Source organism: Pseudoalteromonas sp. T1lg22 (genome assembly GCF_002964645.1).
Lineage (GTDB): Bacteria > Pseudomonadota > Gammaproteobacteria > Enterobacterales > Alteromonadaceae > Pseudoalteromonas.
This window is the reverse complement of record NZ_PQBY01000016.1, coordinates 551,735-576,507: the sequence shown is the minus strand read 5'-3', so window position 1 is coordinate 576,507 and position 24,773 is coordinate 551,735. Positions and strand designations below refer to the sequence as shown.

Here is a 24,773-nt window from a genome sequence, read left to right as displayed (position 1 = left end):
CTGTAATAACTGCTGAAAATTACTCTGCTTTGTCAAACTCGGCTTGCGAAAGCTCACCGTTACCGTCGCTATCTAATTGTGCAAATTGCTCGGCTAGCGCAGCATCAGCGGCAGCTTCTTGCACAGAGATAGCACCGTTGCCATCAACATCAAGAGTTGAGAAATCGGCAGCAAATGCTGCGCTTGATGCGGCTAAAGTGATAAGAGCGATAGTTGCTGTCATTGTTTTCATATTACTGTCCTTCCTACTTGTTTTGGTGTGAACCTAACGAACCTAATATTCGCCATCACATTTTCGACTCGCTAGGACTAATACAAGTCCGATGCCAGTTTTAAAAACACATATAATTCAACATGTTGAGTTCTTGATTGCTAAAAAATCAGGAATTCCCCCATTTTTTCTGTTGCCATTTCGCGACAAGATCAAAGCGTTAAAAATAAAATATATATTTTTCAGTTAGTTAGTAGTTTTTGATGGAGATTTCATTCAGAAATCACACAAATGGTCGACACGCTTTTCTGATTTTTATCTGAATAGAGGAGCCAAGAGGCAGATTTGGGCATGAGTGAAAAATTAATTTAATAGTTATAAATCAAAATGTTATATTTTTACTTCCGCTTTTTGAAAATTAATTTCATAGCCAGAACACGGCCATAGATAAATTGTTGCCTTTTAGCAACATGCAGGGCTTTGTTCAGGTTGAAGCGGGTGAATTAATAAGAGTGACCTGCCCATTGCTCGAAGCTGAGCTCTGGTGGTAATAAGTCGTCCTGAAGCTGGGTCCCGGCTCGGGCATCCACGCCCTCGCGTTCGGCACTCCAAGAGTGACGTTAAGTCACTCTTGGTCGCAGTAGCGACCGCGCCTCACCCACGCCAGAAGGTGGGGGTGAATAGTACTAGCAAGGTGAAGATCTCTAGACGACCAAAGACCATGGCCAGGGTTAGAATCCACTTGGCATTATCGCTGATATCACCGTAATGAGCCGCCACCTCACCCAGGCCCGGACCCAGGTTATTTAAGCAGGCTGCGGTCGCCGAGAAAGCGGTGATATTGTCTAAGCCCGTGCCCATAAGGCTGATCATGATGATCACAAAAACCAGGGCATAAGCGGAGAAGAAACCCCATACCGCCTCAACCACCTTATCGGGAAGCGCCTTACGGCCAAGCTTAATGGAATAGATTGCCCTTGGGTGGACCAAGCGGTTAAGTTCACGAATGCCCTGCAAGTACAACAAGAACACCCGCACCACCTTCATACCGCCACCGGTAGAGCCGGCGCAGCCGCCGATAAAACTTGAGAAGATAAGCAAGATGGGCAGAAACAGGGGCCAGGCGGAGAAGTTGTCGGTGGCAAAACCTGCCGTGGTACCGATAGAAACCGCGTGGAACATAGCCTGATCTAAGGTTTCATCACCATTGGCATAGATATTATTCGACGACAATACGGCAAAGCAGATGATGATCAGCGCCACCTGAATTAAGAAAAACACCTTTAATTCCGGGTCGCGCAAATACACCTTGGCACTGCGATTGGCCACCACAGCGTAATGCAGGGAAAAGTTCACCGCCGCGATTAATAAGAACACCACGCAGATAAGGTTGATCACAGGGCTGTCAAAGTAGCCCATGGACGCATCATAGGTAGAGAAGCCACCTATGGCTATGGTCGAGAAGGCATGACAGATGGCATCGAACCAGCCCATCCCTGCGACCCAATAGGCCAAGGTACAGGCCAGGGTCAGGGATACATAGATATACCAAAGGTGCTTGGCGGTATCGGCAATACGCGGTGTCATTTTCGAGTCTTTCACCGGCCCCGGCGTTTCGGCGCGATACAGCTGCATGCCACCAACGCCAAGCATGGGCAGCACGGCCACCGCGAGTACGATTATCCCCATACCACCGAGCCATTGCAGTTGCTGGCGATAGAAGAGCACAGACTTGGGCAGATATTCAATGCCGGTCAATACGGTGGCCCCCGTGGTGGTGAGCCCGGAGAAGGCCTCAAACACCGCATCGGCCAGCGAGAGTTTTGGTGCATCAAGAAAGATCAGGGGTAAGGATGCGAACGACCCCAGTACCAGCCAAAACAATACCACGATCAAAAAGCCTTCACGGGCTTTGAGGTCGCCATGTTCATGGCGGTTAGGATAATAGGCGAACAAGCCGGCAATAACGCTAAAAATAAACGCAAGAATAAACGGCAGACCACCACCATCTTTATAGATAAGTGATACCAGCGCGGGGGGAACCATGGTGATACTAAACAAGGCTACTAGCTGGCCGAGTATTTTTATTATCGTGCGGTATTGCATTTAGCGCGTCGCCGTGACTTTTCTTTGCATGTTATTGTCTTACTGTTTTATTTTTAACTCAACAGTACCATGGCTTAAATCAAAAATATCTTTTATGGCATCCTCAGCCTGGCGCGCATCGATACGGATCTGCCAGGAGATATGGCCGCCATACTCCTTGTCCATCGCCAATACCTGGTATTGTGAGTTAAGGCATTGTTCTATCTGCCCTTGTAGAGCATAGTCACTGTCGCCGGTTAACACCACACTGGGCACCTTTATCTGTGTCTGTAGTTGCGCCAAAGCATTATTCAGGGTACCGCCATAGGCGCGTACTAACCCCCCCGTGCCCAACTTTATACCACCAAAATAACGGGTGGTTACGGCGCATATCTCGCCCAAGCCACTGCCCTGAAGCACATTCAACATGGGCTTGCCGGCGGTGCCATTGGGTTCACCATCATCACTAAAACCATAGACATGACTGCCACCAGGCGCTCCCGCTACATAGGCCCAGCAGTTATGGCGGGCATCCGGATACTGCTCATTGATCAAAGCAATAAAGGCCTTGGCGCTGGCCACATCCGGAGTATGGGCAAGGTGAACGATAAAGGTGCTTTTTTTGATTTCTTCTTCGTAACTCAGCGATTGTGCTGGATAAGCATATTCTGACATAGAAAATTAGCTGCCTAAGGCGATGGGATTGTCTCCATCGCCTTCACAGGGGGATGGTTAGTCGAGGTTGAGCTCGCGGGTCATATTTTCCAGACCCTGCTCATGGACAATGATATTGTCCTCGATACGAATACCGCCAAAGGGTTTAAACTCAGCGACCTTGTCCCAGTTTACGTACTGTCGATTGTCCGTTGCCGCTAAATCCTCAAGCAGGGAATCAATAAAGTACAGGCCAGGCTCAATGGTGAACACCTGGTTCGCTTCAATCATACGAGTACAACGCAGGAAAGGATGCCCCTCAGGTGGTGCCTGATGAGTACCCGTTTCATCGGCCATAAAACCGCCTACATCATGTACCTGTAAGCCAATATGATGGCCCAGACCATGAGGGAAGAAGGTTGAACTAATGCCCTTCTCGACAATCTGCTGTGCCGGTAGGTTAACGATATTAAAATCACTTAGCACCTGGGCTACACGCTGATGGCAATCAAGGTGTAGCTCACCGTAGAGCTTGCCAGGCGATAACGAGTTACAAAGCTCTATCTGATGTTGATTCATCACAGCCAACAACTCGGCAAACTGACCCTGACGCGCAAAATCGTAAGTACGGGTAATATCAGCGGCATAACCATTGAAATTGGCACCGGCATCGATCAAAAACGAACGGTGTTGCGCAGGAGTATTTCGTTCAAAATGGGTGTAGTGCAAAATGGCACAGTTTTCATTTAGGGCAACGATATTGCCGTAAGGCGTATCGTTTTCGCTGTGCTTGGTCGCCAACAGGTAAGCATGTTGGATCTCAAACTCCGACTTACCCTGATAGAAGGCATCGCGCGCCGCCTGATGACCAGCTACGGCTAGTTTGTTCGCTTCACGCAAACAGGCTTGCTCATACTGAGTTTTATAAGCACGGTGGTAATGCAGATAATTCATCACCGGCTCTGGGTTCATCAACTCAAAACCAAGGGCTTGTGCTACTTCTGCACACTCACCTATATAGGCATAGCGCGCCTTATCATGGGGTAGTAGTTTTTCTACCTGCTCAGGCTTAACCAGTAGTTCGATATCGAAATAGTTGGCCCAATACTCGCTCGGTTCGTCCGGCACTTTATGCCAAAAATCAACGGGGCGATAAAAGATAAGTTTAGGCTTATCGCTGCCGTTCACTACCAGCCAGCAATGCGGGTTGTCGATCACCGGCAACCAGGCTTTAAATTGTGGGTTCACCTTAAACGGATAATACATATCATCCAAAAATTGGCGCTTTGCCTGGCCAGAATGAATTACCACACCATCTAGGTTTTCACGCTCAACAATTTCGCGCGTGCGTCTTTGCAGGGTTGCAATATGTTCAGCGTATAACACCGCCAATGTATTCATGTATCACCCACTTTGCTAATTATGTTTATGCCAGTCTATCATAGCCGCCGCTGTTGCGGCTAACCGCCTATATTCATATCTAAAATTGTCGCCAGGACATTTTCATCCTTGCCTTGCTTGGCCAGATAAACCTGGCGATAGGCAAACACGTTTTTGACGTAATCCCGGGTTTCACGATAGGGGATCAGTTCAATCCATAACTCTGCCGGCATGGCTTCATCGGGGATCCACTTATTGACGCGATGGTAACCGGCGTTATACGAGGCCGTGGCTAAAATTTGATTGCCGCGGGTCTTCCCTTCCAAATACTTTAAGTACTTGGTGCCTAAATTAATATTTGTGCTGGGTTCATACAAACGCTTGCTCGAAACCGAACTGCGATTAATGTATTTGGCGGTGCTGGGCAATAGCTGCATCAGACCCCGAGCATCGGCGCGCGAGCGGGCATCGGCGGCAAAGGAGCTTTCCCTGCGGGCAATAGCGATACTCCAATCCAGGTCCACCTTATGGCGGTGACTGTAACGCTTAAAGAGATCCGTGTAAGCATCGGGAAAGCGTAAATCGACATAATCCCAGGCCTTTAGTCGCGCCAGGGTGACTATGGCCCTGTCATGCCAGCCCTGCTCCGACGCCAATACCGCAGCGGCCAGTTTCTCGGCATTACTGGAGGTGTCGAGCAGATAATTCCACTCCCTTCTGGCACTGGTGACTCTTTCCAGCTCATATAAAATCTGTGCCCGTTTAAACCCTGGCGCCTGCTCTACCTTGGCCTTTAAACCCGGCGCCAGCGTCAATTGCTGGTTATTAAGGTTAACGGGGAGGTCTAATCGCGCCGCCGCTAAAAAGCCGTAATAGTCGCGCTCATTTGCCAATTGCTGCCACAGCTCCTTGGCTTGCTCGTTTTTACCCTGGCGTGAATAACTGTAAGCCAGCCAGTATTTATGTCCGGCGTTAAGCGCTTTTTTCGGCGTAAAAAAGGCAATAATGGCCGGCCAGTCCTGCTCTCTAAGCATATTCGCCAAATGCCACTGCACCAGTTTGCTGTCCTGCTGGGCATCGGGTACCTTGTTCAGCCAAAACTTAGCATCATCATGCTGCTTAACCGCCAGCGCATAGGCCAAGGCATAATGGATCTTATCTTGTTGCTCGTCGCTAAAGGTAAACATGCCAGATAATTTTTGCCAGGCGCGAACGGCCAGATCAGGGTCTTGCCAAACCAGGCGTTTAACCCCGTAAACGGCAATGTCCGCTTCTTTGGGAGATTTGTTTTTATAGCGATATAAACCGGCTGCGGCACTGGGATCTTTTTTAACCTGGGAATATAAATCTGCCAGATAACGCTCCTTGGCCGGCAGTTGTGTTTTTAAATAGCTAACCAACTTATGCTGCCCCGCCTCGGCGGCTAAGCCCAAACGTTGCCATACTGCTTCCGACGTTTGCCCGCCAGCCTTGCGCCAATAAGAAAACACCCTATCGCATTCCTTGGGTTGTGACTTACCTACCAACCACAGTTTTTCTATCTGCTCCAACAGGGCATCTTTTGGCGCTCCAAGTTGCCACTGAAACTCAAGGTACTGGCAGGTAAGCTCGACATCCTTGGTAACGCTGTAATTCTCTACAAACTTGGCCTTATGGCCATGCTTGGCCAAATAGTTCAACCAGGCACTGCGCACCGGCCACTCCAACGGCGTATGCTGGTACACCTGCAAGAAATGCTCTATTTCGGTTTGATATTTAATATGCGGATGGTGCTTATAGAAAGCCATTTCCACATAGGGCTTAAGCGGATGTTTAAGGCGCTCATTGGCCTTCTTAAATTCTGTGTAATTGCCGCCCCTGGCAATTTTTTCCGCTTTGAGGAAATCATCGTGCTCGCCGGCAAATGAAGCACTGCAAACTTGCAGCAAGGAGGCGGCCAGCAGGGTGTGAAGAAGTCGTTTCATGATAATCCTAACTGTATTTCGTGAAACAAAAGCAGCGAAGAAGCCAACATTAGGCAAAAAAGCGCGCTGCCCTCATAGAGTCAAAGACTCTCAATAACTGTACTACATAAATGCCAGACTTTTTACCTATGCCAACCGCATTCTGGCGTGTTTTGGTCGCATCTCTTTTTTGAGCTAACTTTAACTGTATGTAAATTTTAACCTTAAATTTTCATTGCATTTTGCGATTAAAGGCGAGACACTGATTTAAATTTAACTCATCGTACCAGTTTCATGTGAAACAAAGGGAGATACCCATGATATTTCAGAGCGATTCCTTTGTAGTTTCTTTTATAAAGGACCAAATTGCCGAGTTTAAGTTCACTGTGCCCGGCTCAGTAAACAAGCTTTCGCAGCAAACCCTGAGTGATTGCCATCAGGCAATTAAAGAATTAGCCCAACGTGACGACATCAAAGGTATGGTGTTCACCAGTGACAAAGATCACTTTATCGTTGGCGCCGACATTTTCGAATTCCTACCCACTTTCCAACGTCCAGAAGAAGAACTGGTTGGCTGGATTAAAACCGCCACCGACGTATTCGACGCCCTGGAAGATTTACCTTTCCCAACGTTAAGCGCCATTAACGGTATGGCCTTAGGCGGCGGTTGCGAGTGGGTTTTAGCTACCGATTTCCGCGTTGCCAGTGAAACCGCCAAAATTGGTTTACCAGAAACCAAGCTGGGTATCATGCCGGGCTTTGGTGGTACTGTACGCTTACCTCGCTTAATCGGCGCTGATAACGCCATGACCTGGATCACCACGGGGCAGGAAAACCGTGCTAATGACGCCCTAAAAGTGGGTGCCGTCGACGCCGTAGTGGCCGCTGACAAATTACTGGGTGCCTGTATCAGCATGCTAGAGCAAGCCATTGCCGGCAAACTGGATTGGCAGCAACGCCGAGCGCAAAAACAAGCACCTTTGAAAATGAACAAGGTAGAGCAAGGCATGAGCTTTGCTATGGCCGAAGGCCTGGTGATGGGCAAAACCAAGGGTCATTACCCTGCCCCTGTGATGGCGGTGAAAACCATCAAGGCGGCAGCTAATATGAGCCGCGATGAAGCCATGGCATTGGAAAACGCCAACTTCGCAAAATTGGCCAAGACCAAGGAAGCGGCGGCGCTAACCGGTATCTTCCTGGCCGACCAATATATTAAAGGCAAGGCCAAGAAACTGGCCAAGGGCAGCGACACTCAAATCAATCAAGCCGCGGTACTAGGTGCTGGCATTATGGGTGGCGGTATCGCTTATCAATCGGCCTATAAAGGCACCCCCATTATCATGAAAGACATCAACCAAGGCGCTTTAGATCTTGGTATGGGTGAAGCCGCTAAGCTACTTGGAAAGAAAGTACAACGCGGCCATATGAGCATGGACAAGATGGTTGGCGTGCTAGGTAAAATAAAACCGACCTTGAATGATGCCGATGTGCAGGCCGCCGATATAGTCGTTGAAGCGGTTGTTGAAAACCCTAATGTGAAAAAAGCGGTATTAAGCGACTTAGAGAAATCCATGCCTGAAGGCACGGTACTCACCTCAAACACCTCAACCATTCGCATCGATGAGCTGGCCACGGCCCTGGAAAAACCGGAAAAATTCTGTGGTATGCATTTCTTCAACCCGGTACCCCGTATGCCGCTGGTTGAGATCATCCGTGGTGAGAAAACCTCACAGGAAACCGTCAATGCTGTGGTTGATTACGCTCTTAAGCTGGGCAAGTCGCCTATTGTTGTTAATGACTGCCCGGGCTTCTTTGTAAACCGCGTGCTATTCCCCTACTTTGCCGGTTTCAGCAAGATGGTTAGCGAAGGCGTCAGCTTCGCTAAAATAGACAAGGTAATGGAAAACGTATTCGGCTGGCCGATGGGCCCAGCTTATCTGCTTGATGTTGTTGGTATCGATACCGCCTTCCACTGTACAGGTGTAATGGCCGATGGCTTCCCCGAGCGCATGGCGCGTCAGGAAAAAGATCCGGTCACCATTATGGCTAACGCAGAGCGCTTTGGTCAGAAAAATGGTAAGGGTTTCTACAGCTACGCCCCGGACCGCCGTGGTCGCTTGAAGAAGAGCTCGGATGCCCAAACCCTTGAACTAATTGCGCCGCTATTCGATGGCGAGCAAGAGCTGGATAAACAAGAGATCATCGACCGCTGTATGATCCCTATGATCAACGAAGTACTGCTTTGCCTGCAGGAAAACATAGTTGCTTCACCACAAGAAGCCGATATGGCGCTGGTGTACGGCATAGGTTTCCCTCCGTTTAGAGGCGGCGCATTCCGCTATCTAGACCAAATTGGCCTGGCCAACTTTGTGGCGGCTGCCGACAAGTACGCGCACCTGGGTGCTATTTACCAGGTATCAGACGAAACCCGTCAATGGGCTGAACAAGGCCGTGTGTTTTATCAAGTGGAGGGACAATAATCATGAATAAGGTTGTTATTGTAGATTGTATTCGTACGCCTATGGGCCGTTCTAAAAACGGTGTATTCCGTCATAAACGTGCCGAAGACCTGAGTGCACACTTGATGAAGGGCTTGTTGGAACGTAACCCGGCGGTAGACCCGGCATCGATTGACGATATTTACTGGGGCTGTGTGCAGCAAACGCTAGAGCAAGGCTTTAACGTGGGCCGTAACGCCGCCCTGCTTGCTGGTATTCCTCATACCGTACCTGCCGTGACCGTTAACCGCTTATGTGGTTCTTCTATGCAGGCGCTGCATGATGCCGCTCGCGCCATAATGACCGGCGCCGGTGACACCTACCTTATCGGCGGTGTGGAACACATGGGTCACGTGCCTATGACGCACGGCAACGACTTCCACCCAGGGCTGGCAACATCCGTTGCGCAAGCCGCCGGTGTCATGGGCCTAACCGCCGAATACCTGGCCACCTTGCATGGCATTAACCGTCAGCAGCAGGACGAATTCGGTGCTCGCTCGCATCAACGCGCCCATGCGGCAACGGTTGAAGGTCGCTTCAAAAAAGAAATCCTGCCCATGGAAGGTCATGACGAAGATGGCGCCCTAACCTTGGTTGAAGACGATGAGGTTATTCGTCCGGAAACCACGGTTGAAGGCCTATCTCAACTTCGCCCTGTATTTAACCCGGCATCAGGTAGCGTGACCGCAGGGACCTCTTCGGCCCTGTCTGACGGTGCTTCAGCCATGTTGGTCATGAGTGAAGACAAGGCCAAAGAGCTAGGCCTGCCGATCCGCGCCTATGTGAAGTCTATGGCGGTGGCGGGCTGCGATCCGTCTATCATGGGTTATGGTCCTGTTCCTGCCAGTAAGAAAGCGTTGCAAATGGCCGGTTTGACTATCGATGATATCGATGTGGCCGAGCTGAACGAAGCCTTTGCCGCTCAGTCTTTGCCTGTACTGAAAGATCTTGGCTTGCTGGATAAGGTAGACGAAAAAGTTAACCTCAACGGCGGTGCTATTGCCTTGGGTCACCCCTTGGGTTGCTCTGGCTCGCGTATCAGCACCACGCTAATCAATATCATGGAAGACAAGGATGCTAAATATGGTTTAGCGACCATGTGTATCGGTCTTGGTCAGGGTATTGCGACGGTCTTTGAACGCCCGTAAATAACCTGAACTTGGGTTAAGAAGTTCGCTAATATGCTTTAAAAATAACTAACTTGAGGTCAAATTTTTCTAGCTAGATGTTTTGATTAATACAAGGCAAATTTGTGCGGCAATAGAAGCTCTATTGCAAACAAATTTAACGCGGTAGTAAGAAGAAACAGCAGCTAGAAAGCAAGTTGTTATCACAAGTCCAGGTTACTTAAGTCTTGGTGACAAAAAGGCGGGTTCAGCTTAGTGCTCCCGCCTTTTTTCTTGCCGCGACTTTGGGTAAAATGGGCGTTTTCTACGCGAGCACTCATTTATGACCTTCGATACCGCCGATCACGTTCTTGATGCCTTAGGCTTACGCTGCCCAGAACCCGTTATGATGGTGCGCGGTACGGTGCGCAAAATGAATAACGGCGAAACCTTGCTGATCACCGCGGACGACCCTTCAACCACCCGCGATATTCCCAGCTTTTGCCGCTTTATGGACCACACTCTGGTGGCCCAGCAAACGGAGCAGTTACCTTATCAGTACTTAATCAAAAAAGGGCTTTAACAGCCCTTTTTATTATTCAAACACCTGATTAATGGTTACCAAGGGCTTGCTAAAGCGCGAGAAGTTAATAGATACCTTGTACCAACCCTCTTCCGCCGGAGTAAAGCTAAAGTAGTTATACACGCTGTTACAGTCCGCCTGAACCGGCAAACCAATCTCCAGCTGCTTATCCAGACCTTCGTCTAAATAACCACAGTTATAGTTTTCACTCCAATCGGCATCGGCAATTTTAAATTCATAGGCCTTGCCCGGGGTCGATAGCTTGATCTTGGTTTCATAAATGGCCGGCGCCACCTTGACCATTTGATACTCTGGCTGCGCATCCCATAATGAGAAGTCGCCACGCAGATACAAAGGCTTTTGTACTTCTTCAACCGGCACTATATCGTCCAGGGTAACTGTGCTTGAGCACGCACCTAAAAATAATGTGGCTAAAACGAGGGAGAGTTTTGTCTTCATTGTTATTTTCCAAATTTGACGCACTTTTCATCAGTCTAAGAAATTCGTGCACTGGCTTCAATAAAAAAGCCAGCACAAAGCTGGCTTTCGTCATGAATGTAAGAAATATTCACTATTTTTGCAGTACAGAGATATCGGCAACCTGTAAAAACAGGTCCTGCAACTGAGACAATAGTGCCAGACGGTTACGCTTAATTGCTTCGTCGTCCGCCATAACCATGACGTTATCGAAGAAGGCATCAACACTTTGGCGAATATTGGCCAGCTCACTTAGTGCCTGCTGGTATTCGCCCTGCTCATATAAAGGCGCAAGTTTGGCCTGATAGGCTGCCACTTCTTGTGCCAACGCCTGCTCAGGTGCTTCTTGCAATAAGCTTGGCTCAATGGCACCGCTTTCTTGAACATCATTTTTGCTCAGGATGTTACCAACACGCTTGTTGGCCGCAGCCAAGGCTTCTGCCGGCTCAAGAGTACGGAAATGGCTTACCGCCTTAACGCGTAGATCAAAGTCCAATGGCTTCGAAGGACGACGCGCCAATACAGCCTGGATCACATCAACCTCAATGCCTTGCTCCTGATACCAGGCGCGGAAGCGACCCAGTAGGAACTCAAACACATCTTCGGCAACCTGATTATTGCTTAGCTTATCGCCGAACAGGGTTTGCGCTTTCGCAACGATATCAAGCACATCCAGAGAAAGTTGCTTTTCAACCATGATGCGTAAGGCACCGATAGCGGCGCGACGCAGTGCAAACGGGTCTTTGTCGCCCTTAGGCGCCTGACCAATGCCGAAAATACCTACCAGAGTATCGAACTTATCCGCCAAAGCCACAGCACAGCTGATATCACTGTGTGGCAAGGCATCACCGGCAAAGCGCGGCATATACTGTTCGTTCATGGCCAGGGCTACGGCTTCGTTTTCACCATCAAAGCGTGCATAGTGCATACCCATCACGCCCTGAACATCGGTGAATTCCATCACCATTTCGGTCATCAGATCGGTTTTACTCAATAGACCTGCGCGCTCGGCCAGGGCCTTATCGGCACCCAGTTGCTCGGCGATATAACCAGAAAGCGCGCTAATACGCTCGGACTTATCTTTAAGGGTACCCAATTGCTTTTGGAACAATACGGTACCGAGTGACTCCAAACGGCTTTCCAGCGTTTTCTTTTTATCCGTTTCAAAGAAGAACTGCGCATCGGCAAGACGTGGGCGTACCACCTTCTCGTTACCGGCGATAACCACGCTTGGATCTTTACTTTCAATGTTCGAAACAAACAAAAACTTGTTAATCAGATTGCCGTCTTGATCTAGCAGCGGGAAGTATTTCTGGTCGTCCTTCATGGTGTAGATCAGGGCTTCGTCCGGTACCGCCAGGAAGCTTTCTTCAAATGAAGCGGTAAGCGTTACCGGCCACTCAACCAAAGAGGTTACTTCTTCAAGCAGGTCTTCATCCATGGCCACTACCGCACCAAGTTGTGCCGCTGCCGCTTCGATTTGGTTTCGGATCATTGCCTTACGGGTTTCGTAATCGGCAATAACATAGGCTTTCTTCAGCTGCTCAAGGGCTTCATTGGCATTATTGATGGTAACCTTTTCCGGGTGATGGAAACGATGTCCCTGAAGCTGGTTAGCAACCTGCTTACCAAGGATCTCACCGGCAATCAGGCTGTCACCGTAAAATACCGTGGCTGTGTGTACAGGACGGATAAACTGGGTCTTATTGGCACCCCAGCGCATCGGCTTAGGGATAGGCAGTTTCGCCAGTGCCGCATTTACCGCATCGACGATCAACTCTTGAACCGGCTGACCGGCAACTTCGGCCTTGTGCAGTAACCACTCGCCTTTATCGGTAACATGGCGACCCGCTTCGCTCACTTCGATACCACAGCCGCGGGCCCAGCCCATTGCCGCTTTGGTTGGGTTACCATCGGCATCAAATGCCGCCTGAATTGCAGGACCACGCTTTTCTACTACCTTATCTGCCTGCTTGCCATCAAGTTGCAGCACCATCAGACCTAAGCGACGTGGAGAGGCGTACCATTGCACCCCTTCATGTGCCAGAGCAAGTTCTTCTAATTGCGCTTTTAGGCCATCGGCGAACGCCTCGGCAAGGGTACGCAATGATTTCGGTGGTAGCTCTTCTGTACCGATTTCTACTAATAAATTTTGCTTTAACATGGTAATTCTTAATCCTTACACAGCGGGAAACCAAGCGCTTCACGCGCCGCGTAGTAACTTTCAGCACAGGCTTTAGACAGGGCGCGCACACGCAGGATGTAACGCTGACGCTCTGTTACAGAAATAGCGTGGCGAGCATCAAGCAGGTTAAAGGCATGCGACGCCTTCATTACTTGCTCGTAAGCCGGTAGCGGTAAATTCGCTTCAATCAGCTTTTGGCTTTCTTTTTCACACTGATCGAATTGCTTAAACAAAGCATCAACGTCGGCGTACTCAAAGTTGTATTTTGATTGCTCAACTTCGTTTTGGTGGAATACGTCGCCGTAAGTAACCTTACCCATAGGGCCATCTGTCCAAACCAGGTCATAGATGCTGTCCACGCCTTGGATATACATGGCCAAACGCTCAAGACCATAAGTGATCTCACCGGTAACCGGCGCACACTCAAGGCCGCCCACCTGCTGGAAGTAAGTGAACTGAGTCACTTCCATGCCATTTAGCCACACTTCCCAACCAAGACCCCAGGCACCCAGAGTCGGTGATTCCCAGTTGTCTTCCACAAAGCGAACTTCGTGTTTCAATGTATCTATGCCCATAGCCGCAAGCGAGCCAAGGTAAAGCTCCTGAATATTATCGGGAGAAGGCTTTAACACCACCTGGAATTGATAGTAGTGCTGCAAACGGTTGGGGTTTTCACCGTAGCGGCCATCGGTAGGACGACGACATGGCTGTACGTAAGCACTCGACATCGGCTCTGGGCCAACGGCCTTTAAAAACGTAAGCGGGTGAAAGGTGCCCGCGCCCACTTCAAGATCAAGAGGCTGAGCAATAACACAGCCTTGCTGTGCCCAATAAATCCTGAAGCGCTAGGATCAGGCCCTGAAAAGTTTGTAAGTCGTATTTTTGCATAATGACGTTAAATTCTGCTGCTTAGAGTGCGGTTTTATTGCTCACAGTATACCCCTTGCACCGCCTTGTTTTAAGCAGTTTCTGCTTTTTGCCCTGTGCACGATAACGATCAACTCCCTGAATTTACTTTTTTTAGTATTCCAGATTCACGCATTTTCTATTCATTATCTACGACTCTTTTCGTATTTCTATTTGAAACAGTTGATTTTTTTGCAATTTGGCCTAGATTGTAAACCCAGTGTTAACTAACACTATCTCAATAATAACGATTATAAAGGTTAAACTAATGAACAAAACTCTCATCGCAACAGCTGTATTAGCTGCATCAACAGGCTTCGCCTATGCCCAGCCGGCTCCCGATCACGCAGGTATGGCTGCCGAACTTGAAATTGCAAATACCTGTATTGTTCGCTTCAATGACAGCGTTTCTAAATACGATGTCGAAGGTAAAGCCCGCGGCATGTTAATGAAATCTCAGTCTCAAGCTAAGCACATTTATAGCAATGCCATTAAAGGTATGGCTATAAACATGAGCTGTGATAAAGCGAAAAGCGTGTTTGCAGACGAAGCTGACATCATGCACTTTACTCCCGATGGCATCGCCTATGCTTCACCATCAGCGCAGCAAGGTAAGCCTGGTGGCGGTGGTGGCAGCCAAGGTCAGCAAACGCCTTGGAGTGTCACCCGTGTAGGTGGTCCGGTAGATGGTTCTGGCTATACTGCTTGGGTTATTGATACAGGTATCGATCTAGACCACGGTGACTTAAACGTTGATGCCAGCCGCGGCTTTAGCGCCTTCACCAGCGGCCGCAACGCCGGCATGGACGACGGTAACGGTCACGGTACCCATGTTGCCGGTACTATCGCTGCCCTAAATAACCAACAAGATGTTGTTGGCGTTGCAGCCGGTGCAACCGTGATTCCGGTAAAAGTATTGGACTCTCGCGGCTCTGGCAGCTGGTCTGGCGTATTAGCCGGTGTTGATCACGTTGCCGCCAATGCATCTGCAGGTGACTGTGCGAATATGAGTTTGGGTGGTGGTTTTAACCAAGACTTAAACGATGCCGTTGAAAATGCAGCTCAGCAATCGGGTGCATTCTTCGTGGTTGCCGCGGGTAACGAAAGTCAACATGCAGGTAACGTGTCTCCTGCCAGTGCCTCACACCCTCGCGTATTTACCATCTCTGCGACAGACAGCAACGATAACTTCGCCAGCTTCAGCAACTATGGTAACCCACCGGTAGACTATGCAGCGCCTGGCGTAAGCATTCTATCTACTCGTTCTGGTGGTGGTACAACAACCATGTCAGGTACCTCTATGGCATCTCCTGCTGCCTGTGCTGTGATCATGATGCGCAATGGTAACCCGGGTACAGATGGCCAGGCCATCAACGACCCTGACGGCAATGCGGATTCTATCCTGCATCTTTAAACCTATTGTGAACTAAGTAAAAAGCCCCCGCTAATGCGAGGGCTTTTTTATGCTTGGTGATTTATATCAACCTGGACTACACGTCCAGGTTAACTACACGTAGTGCATTTTGCTCGATAAACTCACGACGCGGCTCAACCTGATCCCCCATAAGGGTGGCAAATAGTTGGTCAGCGGCGATAGCATCTTCAATGGTAACGCGTAGCATACGACGTGCTGCAGGGTCCATGGTAGTTTCCCACAGCTGGTCCGGGTTCATCTCACCCAATCCTTTATAACGCTGTGTATACAAGCCCTTCTTAGAGTCGCTGATCAGCCATTCTAGTGCCTCAACAAAACTGTCGACCGGCTGAGTTTTCTCACCACGTTGTACGTAAGCACCGGCACCTATAAGGTTACCCACCTTCTCGCCAGTTACACAGATACGCTGATAGTCTTTTGAAGTCAGGAAATCATGATTAAGCACATATTGCTTATCAACACCGTGCTGACGAATATTCACCATAGGGTAATGCAGCTTACGCTCCTCATCGAAATGAGTATGAGCACTGTAGATAGCCGCGTCTTCGTCACGGACGATCAAGTCTTCAACTAATGCCTCAGTCCACTGCTGCACCTTGGCTTCTTCGCCTAAGTCATCTTCGCCGATACAGTCGCGATAGATAAGGCTGTGCATCATGGCTGATGGGTATTTACGGGCTAAACGCTCAATTACCTTTTCCGTCGCTTGGTAATCACGCACCAGATTTTCCAGTGCATTACCTTCGATAACCGACGCACCTTCGCTGCTGTATAAGGCAGAGCCATTTAGCGCCAGCGAGGTTAGGTATTCAACTAAAGCGTTATCGTCTTTGATATAACGCTCTTGCTTGCCTTTCTTGATCTTGTACAGCGGCGGCTGAGCGATATAAACATAGCCACGCTCGATGATTTCCGGCATTTGACGGTAGAAGAAGGTCAATAGCAAGGTACGAATATGCGAGCCATCGACGTCGGCATCGGTCATGATAATGATGCGATGATAACGAAGCTTCTCTGGGTCATACTCGTCACGACCGATACCACAGCCCAGGGCGGTGATCAGGGTTGCTACTTCTTGCGAAGATAACATCTTATCGAAACGCGCTTTTTCTACGTTAAGAATTTTACCCTTAAGCGGCAGGATGGCCTGATTCTTACGGTTACGGCCCTGCTTGGCAGAACCACCCGCAGAGTCACCCTCCACTATATATAGTTCAGATTCTGCCGGGTCTTTTTCCTGACAGTCTGCCAGCTTACCTGGTAAGCCAGCCAGGTCCATGGCGCCTTTACGACGGGTCATTTCACGGGCTTTACGCGCGGCTTCACGGGCACGGGCAGCATCGATAATCTTGCCAACAACTGTTTTAGCATCTACAGGATTCTCAAGTAAGAATTCACTGAGCTTTTCACCCATGGCTTGTTCAACGGCGGCTTTTACTTCACTCGATACCAGCTTGTCTTTAGTTTGCGATGAGAACTTAGGATCAGGAACCTTAACGCTAACAACCGCAGTCAAACCTTCACGGGCATCATCACCAGTCGCATTACTGGTGGTTTTGGCTTTCTTATTAAAGCCTTCTTTTTCCATATAGGTGTTAAGCGTACGCGTCAGTGCAGCACGGAAACCCGCTAAGTGAGTTCCACCGTCACGCTGTGGAATATTATTGGTAAAACAGAAAATGTTTTCCTGGAAGCCATCGTTCCACTGCATAGATACTTCAACGCTGATACCGTCTTCACGCTCATGAGTGAAGTGGAATACGTTTTGATGTACAGGTGTTTTCTTACGGTTTAGGTAAGCAACAAAGGCCTCGATACCACCTTCATATTTAAAGTGGTCGCGTTTATCTTCTTCACGCTCGTCGCACAAAATAATCGACACGCCCGAGTTCAAGAAAGACAGCTCGCGTAGACGCTTGGCCAGGATGTCATAGTGGAAGTTGGTATCACTAAAGGTTTGCGCACTCGGCCAGAAACGAATTTCCGTACCCGTTGAGTCCGACTCACCAATAACACCTAGCGGTGCATCCGGCTCACCCATAGAGTAAGTCTGTTTATGCAATTTGCCATCACGACGAATTTCCAGTGCCAGCTTTTCAGATAGTGCGTTTACAACCGAAACACCTACACCGTGCAGACCACCAGATACTTTATATGAGTTGTCGTCGAACTTACCACCGGCGTGAAGCACGGTCATAATAACTTCTGCGGCCGACACCCCTTCTTCCGGGTGCAGCTCGGTTGGAATACCACGGCCGTTATCGCGTACCGACACGGAACCATCGGTATGGATTGTTACGTAAATATCGTCACAATATCCCGCCAACGCCTCATCGATCGAGTTGTCGACTACCTCGAATACCATATGGTGTAAACCGGTGCCATCATCGGTATCACCAATGTACATTCCTGGTCGTTTCCGTACGGCGTCTAGTCCTTTAAGTACTTTAATACTTGATGAATCGTAATTTTCAGACATGGTGTTTCCATTTATCTTGTTATTAGTTCGCCATGTTTCACGTGGAACAAAGCTTGTGGCCTTGCTAACGCCTCTAACACGGCGGAGACACTTTGGGATTCAATCGTTGTTATAAATATCTGTGCATCACAGCGTGAAAGCAGTTGCCCTACCTTCATCTTGGTATCTTCGCTTAATTCCGAGGGTAAATCGTCAATAAGCAGAATCGATTGTTTTCCGGTCTCTTTTTCTATTAAGCTATTTTGCGCTACTTTGAGCGCATATAAAAGCAATTTTAACTGCCCTCGCGAGAAGGTTGTTTCTACCGGGCCGAGCGATGTTTTTATCGTTAGATCGGCCTTATGTGGCCCTTTGCTGGTATAGCCACGCATCAGGTCACCATCCCTATTCTGCGCCAATACATCGGCAAGGGACTCAGTGCGTTTCCAACCCCAATTGAAGTCAATTTCAAGGTCGTTTAGCAATTCTAATTCTGTACACAGTCTATCAAAAAAAAGCGCCTTAAACCTCTCTATATACATCTCTCTTAACTGAGTAATTTTCTCGGCTAAGCGCACGAATTCCTTGTCCCAAACGGGCAGCATGGTGCGTAGTTCGGGGGGCTTGTTTTTTAACAGGGCATTACGTTGTTTCAGTACCTTATTGAAGTTTTGCCAGTAGACAAAAAACTCTTGTTCCACGTGGAACACACCTAAATCGATAAAGGCACGTCGCTCTTTGGGGCCGCCAAAAAAGAAGGAGTAGCTTTCTGGGGTAATAACCTGAACCGGCAAAACCTGCGCAAGATCAGAAATTCGACGACTCGCCTTCCCTTGAATTTTTATCTGGGTTTCTCCCTGAACATCTTTTTGTATGCCAAGAGGAATGGTCAGATTGTTGCTCCGCTTTTTGGCGTGCAAGGTAAAACGCGATTGGCCATCACGGATCAGAGTGCGGTGCTTATTGGTACGGAAAGAACGTCCGTGAGAAAGAAAATAAATGGCTTCTAAAAAGCTGGTCTTGCCGCTGCCATTTTCACCATAGATGATATTGATAGCTTCAGGAGCTAGGGTAGCAGCCTCAATATTACGGAAATTATTGAGGCTAATAGAGGTCAGGCTCATGGCCGTTACAAGCGCATCGGCATAACGACATACAGAGCTTCGCCATCTCCCGCCGCTTCCATCAGGGCACTGCTGTTTGAATCGGCAAGGGTGATAGAAACGTCTTCGGTTTTGATGGTGTTAAGCACATCAAGAAGGTAAGAAACGTTAAAGCCAATCTCTAAATCCTCCCCTTGATACATAACTTCAATCACCTCTTCCGCCTGTTCTTGCTCTGGGTTATTGGCGCTGACTTTGAGCATGCCCGAGCTTAAATTAAGGCGCACACCGCGGAACTTCTCATTCGATAAAATAGATACGCGATGCAAAGCATTACGCAGCCATTCGCGATTAGCGATAATAATTTTATCACCACCACGAGGCAAAACACGGCGATAGTCAGGGAAACGGCCATCAACCAATTTACTGGTAAAGGTAAATTCTGCGTCAGTAATGCGGATATGGTTGGCACCGAACTGAATGGTAACAGGCTGGTCGTCCGCCGGCATCAGGCGCATAATTTCCTGCACCCCTTTGCGTGGCACAATTAACTGGCGCTGGCTGTTTAACGACTGAGGTATTTCTTTTGCGCTATGGCCAAACGGTGACCATCTGTAGCTACGGTTTTAATTTCGTCATTTTCAACTTCAAACGACATGCCGTTAAGGTAATAACGCACGTCCTGATTAGCCATTGAAAAATGCGTGCTTTCCAATAACTTACGCAGTTCTAGTCGACTTAATTGAAATTCAACTTCGCCATCCCACTGCTCCAGATTCGGAAAGTCTTCCGCAGCTAAAGACAACAAAGAGAAGCGGCTTTGCCCGGATGTCAGTACCACCTGATGCTCCTGAGAGGTCAAGGTGATATCGCTGCCATCGGGCAGGCTTTTACAAATATCTAAAAGCTTTTTCGCCGGCAAGGTGATCTTGGTATCGGCACAAGGTTGCTCTAAGGCTACCGAGGCGACGAGCTCTATTTCCAGATCGGTTCCCGTCATAGACAGCTGACCATCGCGCACCTCAAGTAATACATTGGAGAGCACGGGCAAGGTGTGCTTACGCTCGATGGCACCTGATACCTGCATTAAAGGCTTTAAAAACTGATCTCTAGCGATAGTAATTTGCATAAGGGTAACCTTAAGATGACAAAGTTCTTATTAGATTTTGATAGTCTTCTTTCACTTCATGGCTTTCGTCACGAAGCGCTTTTACCTTACGGCAGGCGTGCAATACCGTGGTATGGTCACGACCGCCAAAAGCATCGCCGATTTCCGGCAAGCTATGGTTTGTTAATTCTTTTGATAGCGCCATGGCCACCTGGCGTGGACGCGCAACCGAGCGACTACGGCGCTTGGACAATAAATCAGAAACGCGAATGCGGTAATACTCAGCCACAGTGCGTTGAATATTATCTATGGTCACCAGCTTATCTTGCAGTGCCAATAAATCGCGCAGCGCTTCTTTTACAAAGTCGATGGAAATAGGTCGACCGGTAAAGTTAGCATTGGCGATCACTCGGTTTAATGCCCCTTCAAGTTCACGCACATTGGAGCGCAATTTCTTGGCAATAAAGAAAGCCACTTCGTGAGGTAAGTTAATCTTACTCTGCTGCGCCTTCTTCATCAAAATGGCTACTCGGGTTTCAAGCTCCGGTGGCTCGATGGCAATGGTTAAGCCCCAACCGAAGCGCGACTTAAGCCTGTCCTCTACCCCTTCTATTTCTTTGGGGTAACGGTCTGAGGTTAAAATAATCTGTTGGTTTCCCTCAAGCAGCGCATTAAAGGTATGGAAGAACTCTTCTTGAGAGCGCTCTTTATTGGCAAAGAATTGAATATCATCGATCAACAAGGCATCGACACTGCGATAATAGCGTTTAAACTCTTCTATCGCATTGTTTTGTAAGGCTTTTACCATATCTTGAACAAAGCGTTCGGAATGCATATAAACAATTTTGGCATTCTCTTTTTTCGCTAAAATGCCATTGCCCACCGCATGTAACAGGTGCGTTTTACCTAAACCGGTGCCACCGTATATAAATACAGGGTTAAATGCTGAGCCAGGATTATCGGCCACTTGCGTTGCCGCAGCCTTAGCCAACTGGTTTGACTTACCTTCAACAAAGTTATCAAAGGTATAGTTTTCTTTAATATTCGATTTGTACTGAGACTTAGGCGCTGGCTCAACAGCCGCTGGTTGGCTAGGCTGTCTGGCTTTATTTACCTTGGCACTGTCACTGTTGCCATTAACACCCTGATTAGGTGTTTGTGCCGTGGTATTTACAGCGGTATTAAGCATGGGCTTGCTGCCCACGTCAAAACGTAATTCTGGCGCTTCATCGCCACAAATTTCAACTAACAGCTCATTTATGCGATTTAGGTATTTTTCTCTTACCCAATCAAGCACAAAGCGATTTGGCGCATAAATAGTCAGAGTATCATCTGTACTTTCTGCCTGCAGCGGTCTTACCCACATACTAAATTGCTGTGATGGCAATTCATCTTGCAACACATATAAACAACTTTGCCAAACAGACAGATACACAGTTCACTCCCGAAATAGAATAGAGGTTTCGATACTCGTTCATCACGAGTTTAGCGCTTATTATTCTTCCCTGAATCACGACTTTTTTGTGCCCGGGTCGCACATTATGACGCCTATTTATCCACAACTTCAATATTGATTTTTACTGAAAATGTGCTTCAGCAAAAAACATAGTGCAACACTATGTTTTTAATGAATATTTATTTTAAAAAAAGAATTTAATTTAACGCTTTACAAAACTTTGATCTTGATCAACTGGGATGATCAAACAGGGTTATTCAGGGGATTTATGCACTTTTTAAACAGAGCCTGTGGAAAACTTTCATTTTTTAATGATCCTATGCGGATCGCTTGTACGATCCCCAGCTATAACTGCTTATATATAGGCTCTTCGTTGTACGATTATCGTTGACTTTAGCATCAAGCCTCTATAAAATCTCGCGCTCGCTAAGGCACCACGGAATGTCCGTTGGAAACAGTCGGTGAACATCACCGAATGAGAAAAACTTGGCATCGAAGTTGTGTTAGCGTCTGAGTGAGGATCGCGACCCACACAGAGAATTTAAACCTTAACCGATCGGATGGAATTGTTATGAAAAGAACTTTTCAACCTAGCGTATTAAAGCGTAAGCGTACTCACGGTTTCCGTGCTCGTATGGCTACTGCTAACGGCCGTAAAGTACTAGCACGTCGTCGTGCTAAAGGCCGTAAAGTTCTTTCTGCTTAATATTTAGTGGAAGACTTTCGCTTTGGCAGGGAGTTACGTCTGTTAACTCCCTCGCATTACTCCCGCATTTTTAATGAGCCTGCTCGGGCTGCTACTTCTCTCTTTACCTTATTAGCTAAACCAAACTCTTTGGACCATGCACGTCTAGGATTAACCGTAGCTAAAAAAAATGTAAAACAAGCCAATCAGCGTAACAGAATCAAGCGTATCGCTCGCGAAAGTTTTCGTTTGCATCAGCATAAGTTGGATAACATTGATATCGTGCTTATGGTTAAGCGTGGCATTGATGAGCTATCAAACGAAGAAATACGCAAAGATCTCGATAAACTCTGGCGCAAAATAAATGAACGCTGCAAGCCCGGATACAAGCCACCACCACGCAGACCTCATAAAAAGCATCACAATACCAAGCAAAAGCGCGGCCAATCATAGAATTTACCGACTTTTTCAGGTATCTTTAGCTCACCTTTTAATCGACTAACTGAGTATTCGCTTTACCTTACTCAGTGCTGCGGGCCTTTATGTTAGCTTTTATATTAGCAATACCTAAAAATACCCTCATTACTGTAATTAAGGTCTATCAAAAGTGGATCAGCCCAATGCTTGGGCCGAACTGTCGCTTTAATCCCAGCTGTTCTTCATACGCCTTGCAGGCAATAAAACTGCATGGGGCGATAAAAGGCAGTTGGTTGGCAGTAAAACGAATAGTAAAATGCCATCCTTTACACGCCGGAGGGGATGATCCCGTTCCTGGCAAACGTAACCACCATTAATCTTAACAACGAGAAATAAGAGCTGTTATGGAATCGCAACGCACGTTTTTATTTATCGGCCTGTTGTTGGTGTCATTTTTATTATTCCAAGAATGGAATAGTGATTATAACCAACCGGCCAACAATCCAAGTGCTCAAACCCAAAGCAATGCCCAAACCAACGCCGGGCAAAGTGACGTTCCCAACTCGGATATTGCCGAGCCGCTAGTCTCAACATCGGCAAGCCAACAAGTTATTACCGTAACCACAGATGTGTTTGCGGTGAAAATTGACACCCTTGGCGGCGACATCATCGAAGCCAAACTGCTTCAGCATGCGGAAACTCATGGCAGCGACGAACCTTACCTGTTGTTAGGCCAGTTTGAAGGCAATGAATATTTCGCCCAAAGCGGTTTAATTGGCTTAAATGGTCCCGACGCTCGCAAAGAAGGTCGCCCGGTTTATCAAAGCGCACAACAAAGCTATACCCTTGAAGGCGATACCCTAGCGGTACCCCTTACCTTTGTTGATGCCCAGGGCGTAAGCTACACCAAGACCTACACCTTCCATAAAAACCGTTACGACGTAACCTTGGATTATGACATCCAAAACAACACGGCGAACGCGGTTCAGGTACAGCTTTACACTCAGGTTAAGCGTACCGTCCAGGACAAGGGCAGCTTGATTGATCAAAGCTACCTAGGTGGTGCTTACGGTACCGACGAAGTTAACTACGAAAAGTACTCGTTCGACGATATTCAAGACAAAGAATTGAAAGAGTCGACTCAGGGTGGTTACGTGGCCTTCCTACAGCACTATTTCGTAAGTGCCTGGGTACCAGCTCAAGATCAAACGAACACAGTATATATGCGCCTGCCGACTGCCAAGGTAGCGCAAATTGGTATTAAATCTGAGCCAGTGAATATTGCTCCGGCCAGCTCTGCTACTTTCGCATCTACCTATTATATGGGCCCGAAAGACACGGATGCTTTGGAAGCGTTGCACTCGAACCTGGATTTGGCCGTGGACTATGGCTGGTTATGGTTTATCTCACAACCACTGCTATCACTGCTGAAGTTTTTACACAGCTTCCTGGGCAACTGGGGTCTGGCTATTATTGCTATCACAGTGCTGATGAAAACCGCTCTGTATCCACTTACTAAAGCACAATACACTTCTATGGCGAAGATGCGTGCCCTACAACCTAAGATGCAGGCACTAAAAGAGCGCTATGGTGATGACCGTCAGAAATTCGGTCAGGCCATGATGGAAATGTACCGCAAGGAAAAAGTAAACCCTATGGGTGGCTGTTTCCCGCTGTTGCTACAAATGCCTATCTTCCTAGCCCTATTCTACGTATTCCTGGAATCACCTGAGCTACGTCATGCTGAATTTGGCCTGTGGTTAACAGACTTATCGTCGAAAGACCCCTTCTACGTACTACCAGTACTATTCGGTGCCAGTATGTTCCTGATGCAAAAGCTACAGCCGATGACGGTGACAGATCCTATGCAGCAGAAGATGATGACCTGGATGCCGGTATTCTTCTCGGTATTCTTCCTTTGGTTCCCATCGGGTCTGGTACTTTACTGGTTGGTTTCAAACCTTATCTCTATCGCCCAGATGCTGATCATCTACCGCGGTATGGAGAAAAAGGGCTTGAAGGTGCGAGGCTAGATTGAGCCTTAACCAAGATTAGAAAAGCGGCTTATGGCCGCTTTTTTATT

The 24,773-nt window shown here is 48.0% G+C and carries 18 protein-coding genes and 2 pseudogenes; 8 read left to right on the top strand and 12 right to left on the bottom strand.

The window, feature by feature from the left end:
• Nucleotides 1-19: 19 nt before the first annotated feature.
• The 5 genes from C2M24_RS12345 to C2M24_RS12325 all read right to left on the bottom strand — a co-directional run bounded on the left by C2M24_RS12345 (nucleotide 20) and on the right by C2M24_RS12325 (nucleotide 6,294).
• Nucleotides 20-232, bottom strand: a complete 213-nt coding sequence (locus C2M24_RS12345) for a calmodulin (protein ID WP_105215198.1) — start codon at nucleotides 230-232, stop codon at nucleotides 20-22.
• A 633-nt stretch (nucleotides 233-865) separates the two neighbouring features.
• Entirely contained in the window at nucleotides 866-2,317 is a 1,452-nt protein-coding gene (locus C2M24_RS12340) for a TrkH family potassium uptake protein (RefSeq protein WP_105201205.1), read from the bottom strand.
• Nucleotides 2,318-2,356: 39 nt separating this feature from the next.
• Nucleotides 2,357-2,971, bottom strand: coding sequence for a YigZ family protein (locus tag C2M24_RS12335; protein WP_105201204.1), 615 nt, complete (start codon nucleotides 2,969-2,971; stop codon nucleotides 2,357-2,359).
• A gap of 57 nt (nucleotides 2,972-3,028) precedes the next feature.
• Nucleotides 3,029-4,351: a Xaa-Pro dipeptidase gene (gene pepQ, locus C2M24_RS12330; protein ID WP_105215196.1), complete on the bottom strand. Its 1,323-nt coding sequence runs from the start codon at nucleotides 4,349-4,351 to the stop codon at nucleotides 3,029-3,031.
• 59 nt (nucleotides 4,352-4,410) lie between these two features.
• The gene (locus C2M24_RS12325; protein ID WP_105201202.1) at nucleotides 4,411-6,294 is read right to left on the bottom strand and encodes a transglycosylase SLT domain-containing protein; all 1,884 of its coding nucleotides are present in this window, start codon (nucleotides 6,292-6,294) and stop codon (nucleotides 4,411-4,413) included.
• Nucleotides 6,295-6,590: 296 nt separating this feature from the next.
• On the opposite strand from C2M24_RS12325, the gene fadB reads away from it, so the two are divergent.
• From fadB to tusA, 3 genes are all read left to right on the top strand, one after another.
• Nucleotides 6,591-8,753, top strand: a complete 2,163-nt coding sequence (gene fadB / locus C2M24_RS12320) for a fatty acid oxidation complex subunit alpha FadB (RefSeq protein ID WP_105215194.1) — start codon at nucleotides 6,591-6,593, stop codon at nucleotides 8,751-8,753.
• Nucleotides 8,754-8,755: 2 nt separating this feature from the next.
• A complete protein-coding gene (gene fadA, locus C2M24_RS12315) occupies nucleotides 8,756-9,919 on the top strand; it encodes an acetyl-CoA C-acyltransferase FadA (protein ID WP_105201200.1) in 1,164 nt (387 codons plus the stop codon).
• A 301-nt stretch (nucleotides 9,920-10,220) separates the two neighbouring features.
• Complete coding sequence (tusA, locus tag C2M24_RS12310) at nucleotides 10,221-10,460, top strand: sulfurtransferase TusA (RefSeq protein ID WP_105188758.1); 240 nt, start codon at nucleotides 10,221-10,223, stop codon at nucleotides 10,458-10,460.
• Nucleotides 10,461-10,472: 12 nt separating this feature from the next.
• Here tusA and C2M24_RS12305 read toward each other — a convergent pair whose 3' ends face one another.
• The 3 genes and pseudogenes from C2M24_RS12305 to glyQ form a co-directional block, all read right to left on the bottom strand.
• On the bottom strand, nucleotides 10,473-10,919 hold the full coding sequence (locus tag C2M24_RS12305) for a hypothetical protein (RefSeq protein ID WP_105201199.1): 447 nt from the start codon (nucleotides 10,917-10,919) through the stop codon (nucleotides 10,473-10,475).
• Nucleotides 10,920-11,031: 112 nt separating this feature from the next.
• The gene (gene glyS / locus C2M24_RS12300) at nucleotides 11,032-13,101 is read right to left on the bottom strand and encodes a glycine--tRNA ligase subunit beta (protein ID WP_105215192.1); all 2,070 of its coding nucleotides are present in this window, start codon (nucleotides 13,099-13,101) and stop codon (nucleotides 11,032-11,034) included.
• Between the two features lie 8 nt (nucleotides 13,102-13,109).
• Nucleotides 13,110-14,010: pseudogene (gene glyQ, locus C2M24_RS12295) on the bottom strand (glycine--tRNA ligase subunit alpha).
• Between the two features lie 286 nt (nucleotides 14,011-14,296).
• Between glyQ and C2M24_RS12290 the strand changes: the two are divergent.
• Nucleotides 14,297-15,442 (top strand): S8 family serine peptidase, encoded by a 1,146-nt coding sequence (locus C2M24_RS12290; RefSeq protein ID WP_105215188.1) that lies wholly within the window; start codon nucleotides 14,297-14,299, stop codon nucleotides 15,440-15,442.
• A gap of 76 nt (nucleotides 15,443-15,518) precedes the next feature.
• Here the strand turns inward: C2M24_RS12290 and gyrB are convergent, their stop codons facing one another.
• The 4 genes and pseudogenes from gyrB to dnaA all read right to left on the bottom strand — a co-directional run bounded on the left by gyrB (nucleotide 15,519) and on the right by dnaA (nucleotide 21,498).
• Nucleotides 15,519-17,942 carry a DNA topoisomerase (ATP-hydrolyzing) subunit B gene (gyrB, locus tag C2M24_RS12285; protein WP_105201196.1) on the bottom strand — a complete coding sequence of 808 codons (2,424 nt, stop codon included), beginning with the start codon at nucleotides 17,940-17,942 and terminating at the stop codon, nucleotides 15,519-15,521.
• Nucleotides 17,943-17,953: 11 nt separating this feature from the next.
• Nucleotides 17,954-19,045 carry a DNA replication/repair protein RecF gene (gene recF, locus C2M24_RS12280; protein WP_105215186.1) on the bottom strand — a complete coding sequence of 364 codons (1,092 nt, stop codon included), beginning with the start codon at nucleotides 19,043-19,045 and terminating at the stop codon, nucleotides 17,954-17,956.
• A 5-nt stretch (nucleotides 19,046-19,050) separates the two neighbouring features.
• Nucleotides 19,051-20,153: pseudogene (gene dnaN, locus C2M24_RS12275) on the bottom strand (DNA polymerase III subunit beta).
• 10 nt (nucleotides 20,154-20,163) lie between these two features.
• Nucleotides 20,164-21,498 (bottom strand): chromosomal replication initiator protein DnaA, encoded by a 1,335-nt coding sequence (gene dnaA, locus C2M24_RS12270; protein WP_442792513.1) that lies wholly within the window; start codon nucleotides 21,496-21,498, stop codon nucleotides 20,164-20,166.
• Between the two features lie 661 nt (nucleotides 21,499-22,159).
• Here dnaA and rpmH point away from each other — a divergent pair.
• The 4 genes from rpmH (at nucleotide 22,160) to yidC (ending at nucleotide 24,723) form a co-directional block, all read left to right on the top strand.
• On the top strand, nucleotides 22,160-22,294 hold the full coding sequence (gene rpmH / locus C2M24_RS12265; RefSeq protein WP_008488847.1) for a 50S ribosomal protein L34: 135 nt from the start codon (nucleotides 22,160-22,162) through the stop codon (nucleotides 22,292-22,294).
• 6 nt (nucleotides 22,295-22,300) lie between these two features.
• Nucleotides 22,301-22,726, top strand: coding sequence for a ribonuclease P protein component (gene rnpA / locus C2M24_RS12260; protein ID WP_105201192.1), 426 nt, complete (start codon nucleotides 22,301-22,303; stop codon nucleotides 22,724-22,726).
• An 89-nt stretch (nucleotides 22,727-22,815) separates the two neighbouring features.
• Nucleotides 22,816-23,067, top strand: a complete 252-nt coding sequence (yidD, locus tag C2M24_RS12255) for a membrane protein insertion efficiency factor YidD (RefSeq protein WP_105201191.1) — start codon at nucleotides 22,816-22,818, stop codon at nucleotides 23,065-23,067.
• A gap of 27 nt (nucleotides 23,068-23,094) precedes the next feature.
• Nucleotides 23,095-24,723, top strand: a complete 1,629-nt coding sequence (gene yidC, locus C2M24_RS12250) for a membrane protein insertase YidC (RefSeq protein WP_105215173.1) — start codon at nucleotides 23,095-23,097, stop codon at nucleotides 24,721-24,723.
• Nucleotides 24,724-24,773 lie beyond the last annotated feature (50 nt).

Coding starts and splice junctions, on each gene's coding strand:
- fadA (WP_105201200.1), top strand. CDS start 8,756: ATGAATAAGGTTGTTATTGTAGATTGTATTCGTACGCCTATGGGCCGT.
- yidC (WP_105215173.1), top strand. CDS start 23,095: ATGGAATCGCAACGCACGTTTTTATTTATCGGCCTGTTGTTGGTGTCA.
- pepQ (WP_105215196.1), bottom strand. CDS start 4,351: ATGAATACATTGGCGGTGTTATACGCTGAACATATTGCAACCCTGCAA.
- C2M24_RS12345 (WP_105215198.1), bottom strand. CDS start 232: ATGAAAACAATGACAGCAACTATCGCTCTTATCACTTTAGCCGCATCA.
- tusA (WP_105188758.1), top strand. CDS start 10,221: ATGACCTTCGATACCGCCGATCACGTTCTTGATGCCTTAGGCTTACGC.
- C2M24_RS12325 (WP_105201202.1), bottom strand. CDS start 6,294: ATGAAACGACTTCTTCACACCCTGCTGGCCGCCTCCTTGCTGCAAGTT.
- C2M24_RS12335 (WP_105201204.1), bottom strand. CDS start 2,971: ATGTCAGAATATGCTTATCCAGCACAATCGCTGAGTTACGAAGAAGAA.
- fadB (WP_105215194.1), top strand. CDS start 6,591: ATGATATTTCAGAGCGATTCCTTTGTAGTTTCTTTTATAAAGGACCAA.
- rpmH (WP_008488847.1), top strand. CDS start 22,160: ATGAAAAGAACTTTTCAACCTAGCGTATTAAAGCGTAAGCGTACTCAC.
- recF (WP_105215186.1), bottom strand. CDS start 19,045: ATGAGCCTGACCTCTATTAGCCTCAATAATTTCCGTAATATTGAGGCT.
- dnaA (WP_442792513.1), bottom strand. CDS start 21,498: ATGTGGGTAAGACCGCTGCAGGCAGAAAGTACAGATGATACTCTGACT.
- glyS (WP_105215192.1), bottom strand. CDS start 13,101: ATGTTAAAGCAAAATTTATTAGTAGAAATCGGTACAGAAGAGCTACCA.
- gyrB (WP_105201196.1), bottom strand. CDS start 17,942: ATGTCTGAAAATTACGATTCATCAAGTATTAAAGTACTTAAAGGACTA.
- C2M24_RS12290 (WP_105215188.1), top strand. CDS start 14,297: ATGAACAAAACTCTCATCGCAACAGCTGTATTAGCTGCATCAACAGGC.
- C2M24_RS12305 (WP_105201199.1), bottom strand. CDS start 10,919: ATGAAGACAAAACTCTCCCTCGTTTTAGCCACATTATTTTTAGGTGCG.
- yidD (WP_105201191.1), top strand. CDS start 22,816: ATGTTAGCTTTTATATTAGCAATACCTAAAAATACCCTCATTACTGTA.
- C2M24_RS12340 (WP_105201205.1), bottom strand. CDS start 2,317: ATGCAATACCGCACGATAATAAAAATACTCGGCCAGCTAGTAGCCTTG.